10 protein-coding genes and 2 pseudogenes are annotated in these 9,987 nt (G+C 69.7%); 6 read left to right on the plus strand and 6 right to left on the minus strand.

Annotation, left to right across the window (positions count from 1 at the left end):
* Positions 1–189: hypothetical protein (locus ACNAW0_RS28935; RefSeq protein WP_416291208.1), on the minus strand; the 189-nt coding region annotated here is incomplete at its 3' end.
* 536 nt (positions 190–725) lie between these two features.
* Positions 726–935 (minus strand): annotated as a pseudogene (locus ACNAW0_RS28940) (hypothetical protein); the annotation flags it as partial.
* 192 nt (positions 936–1,127) lie between these two features.
* On the opposite strand from ACNAW0_RS28940, the gene ACNAW0_RS28945 reads away from it, so the two are divergent.
* The 5 genes from ACNAW0_RS28945 to ACNAW0_RS28965 all read left to right on the plus strand — a co-directional run bounded on the left by ACNAW0_RS28945 (position 1,128) and on the right by ACNAW0_RS28965 (position 5,196).
* Entirely contained in the window at positions 1,128–1,253 is a 126-nt protein-coding gene (locus tag ACNAW0_RS28945; RefSeq protein ID WP_416291209.1) for a hypothetical protein, read from the plus strand.
* A gap of 66 nt (positions 1,254–1,319) precedes the next feature.
* Positions 1,320–2,141: a hypothetical protein gene (locus ACNAW0_RS28950; protein WP_416291210.1), complete on the plus strand. Its 822-nt coding sequence runs from the start codon at positions 1,320–1,322 to the stop codon at positions 2,139–2,141.
* A gap of 201 nt (positions 2,142–2,342) precedes the next feature.
* Positions 2,343–3,938, plus strand: a complete 1,596-nt coding sequence (locus ACNAW0_RS28955) for a carboxylesterase/lipase family protein (RefSeq protein WP_416291211.1) — start codon at positions 2,343–2,345, stop codon at positions 3,936–3,938.
* 184 nt (positions 3,939–4,122) lie between these two features.
* Positions 4,123–4,383 (plus strand): SHOCT domain-containing protein, encoded by a 261-nt coding sequence (locus ACNAW0_RS28960; protein ID WP_416291212.1) that lies wholly within the window; start codon positions 4,123–4,125, stop codon positions 4,381–4,383.
* 234 nt (positions 4,384–4,617) lie between these two features.
* Entirely contained in the window at positions 4,618–5,196 is a 579-nt protein-coding gene (locus ACNAW0_RS28965) for an alpha/beta fold hydrolase (protein ID WP_416291213.1), read from the plus strand.
* A gap of 57 nt (positions 5,197–5,253) precedes the next feature.
* Here ACNAW0_RS28965 and ACNAW0_RS28970 read toward each other — a convergent pair whose 3' ends face one another.
* The 4 genes and pseudogenes from ACNAW0_RS28970 to tnpA all read right to left on the minus strand — a co-directional run bounded on the left by ACNAW0_RS28970 (position 5,254) and on the right by tnpA (position 9,871).
* Entirely contained in the window at positions 5,254–6,639 is a 1,386-nt protein-coding gene (locus tag ACNAW0_RS28970) for a DEAD/DEAH box helicase (RefSeq protein ID WP_416291214.1), read from the minus strand.
* Between the two features lie 180 nt (positions 6,640–6,819).
* On the minus strand, positions 6,820–7,038 hold the full coding sequence (locus ACNAW0_RS28975; RefSeq protein ID WP_416291215.1) for a hypothetical protein: 219 nt from the start codon (positions 7,036–7,038) through the stop codon (positions 6,820–6,822).
* A 216-nt stretch (positions 7,039–7,254) separates the two neighbouring features.
* Positions 7,255–9,414: a hypothetical protein gene (locus ACNAW0_RS28980; RefSeq protein WP_416291216.1), complete on the minus strand. Its 2,160-nt coding sequence runs from the start codon at positions 9,412–9,414 to the stop codon at positions 7,255–7,257.
* Between the two features lie 39 nt (positions 9,415–9,453).
* Positions 9,454–9,871 (minus strand): annotated as a pseudogene (gene tnpA, locus ACNAW0_RS28985) (IS200/IS605 family transposase).
* A gap of 15 nt (positions 9,872–9,886) precedes the next feature.
* On the opposite strand from tnpA, the gene ACNAW0_RS28990 reads away from it, so the two are divergent.
* A partial coding sequence (locus ACNAW0_RS28990; RefSeq protein WP_416291217.1) for a helix-turn-helix domain-containing protein occupies positions 9,887–9,987 on the plus strand: 101 nt, incomplete at its 3' end.

Raw genomic sequence — 9,987 nt, forward strand, 5'->3', positions numbered from 1 at the left:
GACCAACAGGCGGCGCCAGTTCTCTACCGCACCCATCCCGCACAGGCCCCCGACGAACACCGCGACCAGGGAAGCGAAACCCTTGAAGAGTTCCTCCCACCCATCGAGCTTCATCGAGTGGAGCACGTCGAGGGTGTCACCGTGCACGGCCAGCCGCTCCGCGGCCTTCGGCAGTCGGAGAAAATCCACCCAATCAGTATATGTCCACTGAGGATTCATAACCAAGTTCGTGAGCCTTCCTGGCTGGTCTGCGGGTCGCCGCAGCGCTTGTCGCCACCGCCGCCTGCTCCGACCAGGGCGGCACCGACCAACTTCCGGCCCCTGCAGCCGCGGCGGTTAAGACCGCGTTCCCGGGCTGGTATCGGCGTCCGGCGAGCCGACCCTGGCAGGACTGAGCCAGCAGCACCCTGCCCCCGGCACCGTCGCCACGGCGCCCGGCCCCTTCGACGACCGCTTCGACTTCGACGACCTGACCCTGAACCGCGAGACGGTCAGCGGATCGATCACGGTCACCAGCGACGTCAGCGCGATCCTGGAACTCCAGGTCGTTGCCGGACTCTACGACAGCAACGGACGGCTACTACACACCGGCCGGTTCGTCCACCACAACAACGAAGACGGACACGACCACCAGACACCAGAGGAACGGGAAGCCTTCAGCATCGCCATCCCCAGCAAACTCCGTGGCCAAGTGGTATCCGCCGCAGTCGGCGTCCCCGTCCTGGTCAACGAATAGCCCACCATCCGTGGTTGTTGTTGTTGGTTCCGACAAAGGCGTTCTTTGACTTCCTCCCCCCGCGAGCCATGCGGGTGGTTGGCGTTTCACCGGCCGCCCGACGGCGAGGTCTCCACGCCCTGTCCGCCAGCCCGGCGGCGAGGATGTTTTTGGCCGCGTTGACGTCGGCGTGGTCCTGGTGCCCGCAGGCGACGCATCGGAAGACCCACCCGCCGCATCACGGGCGATGCCGCCCTGTCGGGCGTACACGTGGTTGTGCTGACGATGTTCACCGACGAGCCCGACGTGTTCGCCGCTCTGCAAGCCGGGGCGACGGCTTCTCGTCAGGGACATCGAACCCGACGACCTCGTCGCCGCTGTACGCATCGCGGCGGGCGGTGAGGCGCTGCTGTTGCCCGCGGTCACCCCCACGGTCATCGCTCCGTGGCCTCGCCGAGCCCAGCTGGTCATCTTCGTCTACGAGACCGGCCTGGTCGCCGTGGGTGGATACTTCCAGCGGAGTACGCCGCCGCAGTAGCCGCGCGGGCGGCTGTCTCCAGCCGGCGGACGATCCCGGCCGTCCGATTGCGACAGCATCGCAGGCATGTCCATCACACTCGCTTCCTCGTCCGGCACGACTATCGGTGCCACCGGCACTCGCGCGCTACGTACGGCTGCCCTCGGTGCGTTCGGCTTCGACGTGTTTTACGTGGTCCATCGGCTGCTGCAAGGGCTCGGCCCGGACGGGGATACTCCCGCCGCTGTGGCCGCGTTCAATGTGGCGCACCGGTCGGCACTGGTGGCCAGCGAGGTCGCTGTCGGTGCGGCGTTGCTGGCGGCGATCGTGTTTGTCGCGGCCTTGGCCCCGGTCATACGAAGGGCTGGTCAGGACACGCTTGCCACTGCGGTCGCGATCAGCGGCGCGGTGTTCGTCACGCTCGGGTTCGTGTCCCAGGCCGCCGAGACCGCCCTCGTCGGCGCGGCCGACGCGGGCGACCTGTCAGCAGTGCTGGCCCTCAACCAGCTGCAAGGGCGCATGCCGGTCGTGTGGAGCATCACCGCGCTCACCGCCGCGGTTTCTCTCAGCGCACTTCGCACCGGGCTGCTGGCGAAATGGCTCGGCGTCGGCGGGCTCGTCGCGGCCGGCGTGTTCGCCCTGGGCTCGACCTTCAGCGTCCTCGGCCGGGGCGTCGAAGGCAACTCTTCCCTTTTCGGTGTCGGCCTATTCATCGTGTGGATGCTGCTGCTGGCGGTGTTCCTGTGGGGTGCCGCTGGCCGAGTAGCCGGGCCAGAATTCGAGCAGGAACAGCGTAGCCCGGAGCCGACAAGTACCAACCCCGTCCGCGGCCCTGGACTGGCCCGGAGGTGGCCGAACGATCAGGTGCGGCCTCCGAACGAAGCTTTCGTGCAACGCCAAGGCGATTGATTCAACCTGGTCACATCACCTCCACCTGCAGCCGCGCCCGCCAGCGAAAACGCCGGTGGGTGCGCTGCCATGTGCCCCGCAGACCGCCCGGCCGATCCTAGGCTCGGGGAGCACGGTGGGAGGCGTACGTGTGCGGACGTAGTCGGGGTGTCGCTCACGTACGGATGACCGTGCGCTGTGTGCTTCCTAACGTCACGAGGCATGAGATATTTACGGCTGTTTGTCGCGCTCGTTGCTGTTGCCGGGTCGTTCGCGGTATCCGGAGCGATCCCGACCAGCGGCGGCGCAAGTGTGCAGCTTTCCCCGATCGTCCGTGTGGACTCCGGCGTCCTGCACGGCAGCGTGTCAGCCCATCATCGCAGCTTCTCCGGCATCCCGTACGCGGCGCCACCGGTGGGTGCCAGGCGGTGGCGCCCGCCCTCGCCGCCCGCGCCGTGGGACTCGCCCCGGGCCGCCATCCAGCCCGGCCCGGTCTGCCCACAGTTGGGCGGCCCGACCGGTGCCACGATCGTCGGGGACGAGGACTGCTTGTACCTGAACGTCACCACGCCGGTCCACGGCGACGACCGGGCGCGACCGGTCCTCGTGTGGCTCCCGGGTGGCCGTTTCGTCTCTGGTGCAGGCAGCGACTACGACCCGACCCGCCTGGCCGTGACCGGTGGCATGGTGGTCGTGACGGTCAACTACCGGCTCGGCGCACTCGGGTTCCTCGACCTGCCCGCGCTGGCCGCCGACCCCGACGCCGGTAACTACGGGCTGGCCGACCAACGCGCCGCGCTCCACTGGGTGCGGCGGAACATCGCCGGCTTCGGCGGCAACCCCGACAACGTCACACTGGCCGGGCAGTCGGCCGGCGGGTACACCGTATGCGCACAGCTTGCCTCGCCCGCCGCGGCAGGCCTGTTCCAGAAAGCGATCATCCAGAGCAGCCCCTGCGGCAACGCGATGGTGACCAGGAAGGTGGCACAGACGCGGGGCAGGCAGGCCGCCCAGGACCTGGGCTGCACCACGCCGGCGACCGAAGCCGACTGCCTTCGCGCGATCTCGGCGGCCCGCCTGGTTGCCCTCGGCGCCGACCACATGCCGATCTCCGCCGGCCGGCTCGCGGATCTGCCCTGGCTACCGGTCGCGGACACGTCGGTGCTGCCGCGGCAACCGTTGGACGCGCTACGTCGAGGATCATCCGCACGCGTACCGATCCTGGCTGGCACGACCCGTGACGAAATGCGCCCCTTTGTTGCGCTGGAACACGACGCCCGTGGCCGTCCGGTGACCGTCGCCGACTACCCGGAGCTTCTCGCCGCGCAGTTCGGCCCTCGCGCAAACGCGGTACGGGCCCACTACCCGGCCGCCGGCTACCCGAGCCCGAGTGTCGCGCTGGCGACGGTACTCACCGACTGGGGCCAGATGTTGGGCGCCTGCCCGGTACTTCCGGCCAACCGAGCGGCCGCCGAACACGCCCCGGTGTACGCCTACGAGTTCGCCGAGGACAGCGGCACAAGCATCGCGGGGTTCCCGTTGGGCGCCCCGCACGCCGCCGAGCTGCCGTACCTGTTCGACGGCGCGTTCGACGGGCCGGGAGACCCGGCGCTGACCGCGCCGCAGCGGCACCTGTCCGAGCAGTTGATCCGATACTGGTCGAACTTTGCCGCCAGCGGCGACCCCAACGGCGCCGGCCTGCCGGCCTGGCCGAAGTATCGCGGCGACGGCCTCGTGCTGTCCATGACAGCCGGCAGCATCGAGTTGACCGACTTCGGCAAGGCACACAAGTGCGGTTTCTGGAACGGTTCGGCCTGAATCCACCTCCCTCGCGTCGGCCGGTCGCGTCCCGAGGCCGGCCGGCGCGCCAGGGTGTTGGTGGGAGGTACGTCCTGCGACGTACGGCGGGTGTCGTTGCACGACCGACGGCGGCAGCCTCCCCGCGGGCCATGCTCGGGGCAGAGGGCGAGCAGGAGCGAGCCCGAGACCGAGGGAGATCGTGATGTTGGCTTACGTGTACGCCCACCCTGGCCCGTGGTGGGGAGACGGGAACGGCCACTGGAACGGTGGAGCGGGCTGGTGGCTGATCTTCCCTGCCCTGTTCTGGCTCCTCGTGCTGTCGTCGCTCGGTTACCTGATCTACCGCAGGTCGCCGGCCCGGTCCGCGCGCAGCGCGGCCGAGCGGATTCTCGCCGAGCGCTTCGCACGCGGCGAGATCAGCGAGGAGGAGCTGAAGCAGCGCCGAGCCGTTCTGCGGCGATGAAAGACGTTCTCGGCGCGCACCTGGTCTGTCATGAGCAGTGAACCTACAACGACACCGCCCACACCCAGACTCTCATCGGGGTCGAGATCCACTGCCGGGACTGGCGTCACAGGCGCTCCACGTGCCCAGGCCGTACTGGTCGACAGCCCGGGCCCCGGTAGGTCGCCCGGGCTTCGCACGGGCCGGCAGGGGGTATCGAATCGGAACGACACGAGGGTGCGAAGGAGGATCATCATGGCAGGGACCCGGCAGATCCTGTTCATCCAGGGCGGCGGCGCGGGCGCGCACGACGAATGGGACGACAAGCTGTTCGACAGCCTGAGGCGGGAGCTCGGGGACGGGTACGAGGTCCGCTACCCGCGCATGCCCGACGAGGACGACCCGAGCTACGCCAGGTGGAGCGCGGCCATCCGGCGTGAGATGACCACCTTGAACGACGGCGCGGTCATCGCCGGCCATTCGGTGGGCGGGACGATTCTCATCAACACGCTCGCCGAGCGGCCACCGGAGCAGGAGCTCCGGGCGATCGTGCTGATCGCCGCTCCGTTCGTCGGCGCTGGCGGGTGGCCCGGCGACGAGTTCGAGCTGCCGCACGACCTCGGCGCGCGGCTGCCGCAAGGCGTGCCGGTGCACGTGTTCCATGGACTCCAGGATGAGACTGCCCCACCGTCGCACGCTGACCTGTACGCCCGCGCCATTCCGCAGGCACAACTGCACCGGCTGACCGGGCGCGATCACCAGCTGGACAATGACCTGAGCGAGGTGGCGAAGGCGATTAGCCCTGATGATCTCGGACCCGTCACCCAGGGATAGCGAGGTTTCCGTGCCCTCGACAGGTGCGTCTCGGTGCTCGGCCCCGTCGGGTAGGGGTCAGCGCCCACCGTGGCGAGCGCCCGGCCGGGCCCGGGCGGAGAAGGCCGCCGCACCGGATCGCGCCGGTGCGGATCGTGTCGAGGTGGTCGGCGTCGGCTTGCCGCCGCGTCGGCCGCGGCCGCCGTGGGCGGGCTGCGCCTCGTGCGGCGGCCCGGCGGGGCGCGGTACGGCCTGGGGGACCAGCGTCCGTTCCCCCGGGGCGAGTTCGCGTAGCAGAGCGTCACCCGGGCGCAGCCGGGTCGTAGTCGCCGTGATGCCCGCCTTGCGAGTCAATTCCCGCACCTCGGGCACCTGCCCGTCGGTCATCAGCGTGACGACGGTCCCGGCCGCGCCGGCCCGGGCGGTACGGCCCGAGCGGTGCAGGTACGCCTTGTGCTCCACCGGCGGGTCGGCGTGCACGACGAGGGCCACGTCGTCGATGTGGATGCCGCGGGCGGCGATGTCGGTGGCGACCAGCGTGCGTACCTCCCCGTCGGAGAACGCCCGCAGGTTCCTGGTGCGCGCGGCCTGGGCCAGGTTGCCATGCAGTTCGACGGCGGTCACACCGGCCGCGACCAGCCGGCGGGCGAGGGTTTTCGCGCCCCGCTTGGTACGCGTGAACACCACGGTGCGGCCCGGCGCGGCGGTCAGCTCGACCAGCACGGCGAACCGGTCGTCGGCGTGGACGTGCAGGACGTGGTGCGCCATCGCGGCGACCGGCGACAGCGTCGAGTCGACGCTGTGCACGACCGGATCGGTGAGGAACCGCCGCACCAGGACATCGACGCCGGCGTCCAGGGTGGCGGAGAACAGCAGACGCTGCCCGCCGCGCGGGGTCTGCTCCAACAGCCGCCGTACGGTGGGCAGGAAGCCGAGGTCGGCCATGTGGTCGGCCTCGTCGAGCACGGTGATCTCGACGGCGTCCAGGTGCGCGTTGCCGGCCTCGACATGGTCGGCGAGCCGGCCCGGGCAGGCCACCAGGACGTCGACCCCGGCGCGCAGCCCGGCGATCTGAGGTCGGGCGGCGACGCCACCGAAGATGGTCATCGTGCGTAGCGACAGCGCCTGCGCCAGCGGCGCCATCACGCTGTCGATCTGAGTGGCCAGCTCACGAGTGGGTACGAGGATCAGCGCCCGCGGGCGCCCGGCCCGCCGAGGCGCGGCGGTGGCGGCTAGGCGGGTCAGCACCGCCAGTACAAAGGCATAGGTCTTACCCGAACCGGTGCGGCCCCGGCCGAGCACGTCCCGTCCGGCGAGCGCGTCGGGCAGTGTCGCGGCCTGGATCGGGAACGGCCGCTCTACCCCGGTCGCGGCCAGCACGCGGTTCAGCGCGTCGGGCACGCCGAGGTCGGCGAAGCTGAGGGCGTTGGACGAGGTGGTCTGGCGTGGGCGGCGTGCCGCCATGAAGGCTCCGAACGTCGAAGGGACGTCCCGCCCGGCGCTGACCGTTTCGGCCGCGACGCGTGGCGTGGGACATCGTACCCGGCCGCCATGCTGGGCGGGCCGTGCTGTCAGTCTACTCGAACCCGCTGCCGGGTCCCGCTGCCAGCCGACAGGCGGCGGACGAGCATCGGCGTCGGCCGATCAGAGCGCCACGACCTGCCACCTGCTCTGTTCGTCCATCCATGCCCGGGCCAGGATCTCCGCCGACTGTCGGCCCGGGCACTGGTGGATCTTCGACCGACCAGCGTCGCCGCCGGCTCGGGCCTCGACCTCCCACGACTCGCCGTCGGTGCGGATGTACACGTCGCGACGCCCTCGCACAGTGCGGTTGCCGTTCCACCAGTGACGCTCGGTTTTCACCCCCCGACCGTATAGCATCAGATCCGAGTATGGAACGTTGGCGATCTTGGTAACCTCCGACGTCGACGAGGTGACCAAGCACCCGCGGCACTCCCGTCGCCCGCCGGCGAGGGCCGAGGAGAGCGCGGGCGCTGAATACCAGATCCTCCGCTTGCGCGGAGGTCCCGAATCGAACGGAATAGCAGGAAGCGCCCGCATAGCCTCGGCTGTCGCCGCTTACTCAGGGATCAGCTCACTGAGCCGACCCAGCGTATACGCCTCCGATCCGTCCGGCAGGTCCTCGGGCGCCTCGATTCCGATGAACGTGATCGGCTCGTCCGGCAACCGGCCGTTCCACATCATCACCTCGGCCCGTGCGCGCCACCGGTCGACAAGGTAGGACATCGTCAGGTAACGCCGCTCCACCAGCGCTCGTACCCGGTCGGCCGTGGTGAACGTGTTGTCCTCCACCCGGTTGAACGACGGCATCCCCCGCAGATACAGGTGCAGCCACACAGCCTGCCAGCCACGCTCGCCCCTGGCGAACACCACCGGCAGCGCGACCCGGCCCTGGCCGCGCAGGTGCGAACGCGCCCGCACGGTCCGCGCGTCGAACGGCGCGCCGCGCTGGTCCCGCGTCCGGGTCTGGTACCCGAACATCGACTCGGCGACCTCATCGAACGACCCGCCCGCATAGATGTAGACCTGCGGAACCACATACTGCCCGCGGACCGTCAGGGGCACGTCGATAAACTCGGTCGCACCATTCGTCGCGTCGGTGATGTCGCCGGAGTGCACCACGCCGTCGTGGTGGTAGTTCGTCCAGGACACCTGACCCGCGGCGTGGAACTCGTCATCGAGCAGCAGCACCGACAGGTCGTAGTCGGTGCGACGATTGGTCTGCCGCCAGTACGTGAAGAAACGCAGCAGCTCACCGGATACCGACGCCCGCGAGCCCCTCGGCAGCACCGCGAATCCGCCTTCGGCCGCCTTGCCAGACAGCGGCAGCGCGACATCGAGCACCTCCGGGTCCACCACCAGCGGTCGCTGCGACTCCGGCAGCCGGGCGCTGATTTCCGCGTCGAGCAGCGACGACAACTCGGCCACCAACCCGGCTGGCAGTGGTCGCCGCTCGTCCGGCCCGACCCACGCGCGCCGCGAGCGGCCCACGTACATCCGGGCAGACGCGGGCGTCAGCCGGTTACCGACATGCTCCCGCAGCGAACAGAGCACCCGGCCCGACGCCGAGCCGAGCGCACCGGTGACTGCTTCGACCACAACGGCCCGCTCCGACGCCGACGCCAGCCGCAGCAGCCGGTCCGCCGACCGCAGAAGCAGACCCGGCGCAGCCGACAGCACCGACGCGGCCGGACCGATGGCTCCGGCGCGGATCGCCGCCTCCGCACGGCCAGCGAGGTTACGCACCCGGCGCTCGCCACGCGCGACCGCGAACACCTCCTGCGCGTGCGGCCACTGGTTGTACTCGTGTGGATGCAGCCGCTCCCCGAGCCGCTTCCACCGTTCCGCGTAGCGCACGACGTCACCGAGCTTGTCCGGGCTCGCACCGACGACCTTGTTCAGCGCGGCCAGCAGCACCCGCCGCTCCGGGCGCCGGAAGGCACGAAATCGCGTGGGTGTCACGAGCGAGACGTCCCCGCCGGAGACCTGGCAGGCAAGGCGCAGCACGTCGGTCGTCGTGTCCACGGCGACCAGCGGCCGCCCGAGGACGAGCTGGATCCCGTTGAGCACGGCACGGTTCTCCCGCACCGGGATCTCGGCCGGCTGTGTGCCGTCCACGCAGGCGACCGCGAGTTCGCTGAGTATCGCGAGGTCCGCCTCGCCGTGTGGCGTCGAGCTACCGGCCAGGGCGAGATAAAGCCGCGTTGCCTCCACGTCGGCGGCGTCGCCGAGACGCAGCAAAGTCACCCGGTCACCGGCTGCGGTGATCAGGTCGTCGTGCGCGGCCAATAGCTCGGCATAGGTGTGCTGGTAGGTGCCGTATGCCGGCAGGTCGAGCAAATTCACCCCGCCCGAGGCGACGGCGTCCCGCAGCTGCGCGTCGGTCACGGTGCCCCCGCCGGTGAGTACGGCCGCCCGTAGCCGGTCCGTCCAGAACTCGATGGTGTCCGGCACGTCGTCTGGGAAGCCGATGAAATAGGCGTTGTGCTGGTCATGGTCGCCGACCAGTTCGCGCACCGCCGAGACGACCGTGGCGGCGAGGTCCAACGCCGGCCTGGGGGCCAGGGCGCCGATGTGCTCCAGCAGAGACTGCGACACCGAGAACCCGACATCGAGCAGCGCCGCATCCAGTTGCCGAGCCACCGACGTGCCGTCGCCAGCCGCGTCAGTGCTAGCCGGCACGCGCAGCGTCTTCTGGATGATCATCTTCTCGAGCATGTGGTCCCGGCGGGAGGGCCGCCAAGGCCCGAGCGTCGTCTAGCCCGGCTGGTTCTGCTGTTCGATGTATTGGTGGAGGGCTGACCGGGGGTGCGTCTGCGAGGGAGCCGGCGAAGTAGGAGCCGGACCACAGGCGGGCGTCGCGCCAGAAGTGGTGGCGGATGTTGGGGTAGTCGCGGCGTAGGTAGCGGGAGGACACGCCCTTGAGGGAGTTGACCAGTTTGGACAGGGTCACCTTGGGTGGGAAGTTCACCAGTAGGTGGACGTGGTTGTCTGCGCCGTTGAACTCGACCAGCTCGCATTCGAACTGTTCGCATACCTGGCGCATTACCTGTTCGAGGTAGTGCAGGTGTTCGTCGGTGAAGACTCGTGCTTGGTGCTTCGTGATGAAGACCAAGTGGGCGTGGAGCAGGAAAGTGCAATGTCTGCCGGTGCGAACCGGGTAATCGGTGGCCAATAGAACAGGTGTATGATGTGGGGCGTGAAGGCGGACCTGGGTCGGAAGTACCGGCTGTATCCCACCGAGGAGCAGGCGGATCGGCTGGCCTCGTGGGGGCACACGTGCCGCTGGCT

Origin of the sequence: Micromonospora sp. SL1-18, from assembly GCF_047921505.1 — a bacterium.
In the GTDB taxonomy this organism is placed as follows: Bacteria; Actinomycetota; Actinomycetes; order Mycobacteriales; family Micromonosporaceae; genus Micromonospora.

Bases quoted from the DNA above. Each gene is read 5' to 3' on its own strand.
- ACNAW0_RS28950 (WP_416291210.1), top strand. From the start codon at position 1,320: ATGTCCATCACACTCGCTTCCTCGTCCGGCACGACTATCGGTGCCACC.
- ACNAW0_RS28980 (WP_416291216.1), bottom strand. From the start codon at position 9,414: ATGCTCGAGAAGATGATCATCCAGAAGACGCTGCGCGTGCCGGCTAGC.
- ACNAW0_RS28960 (WP_416291212.1), top strand. From the start codon at position 4,123: ATGTTGGCTTACGTGTACGCCCACCCTGGCCCGTGGTGGGGAGACGGG.
- ACNAW0_RS28965 (WP_416291213.1), top strand. From the start codon at position 4,618: ATGGCAGGGACCCGGCAGATCCTGTTCATCCAGGGCGGCGGCGCGGGC.
- ACNAW0_RS28955 (WP_416291211.1), top strand. From the start codon at position 2,343: ATGAGATATTTACGGCTGTTTGTCGCGCTCGTTGCTGTTGCCGGGTCG.
- ACNAW0_RS28970 (WP_416291214.1), bottom strand. From the start codon at position 6,639: ATGGCGGCACGCCGCCCACGCCAGACCACCTCGTCCAACGCCCTCAGC.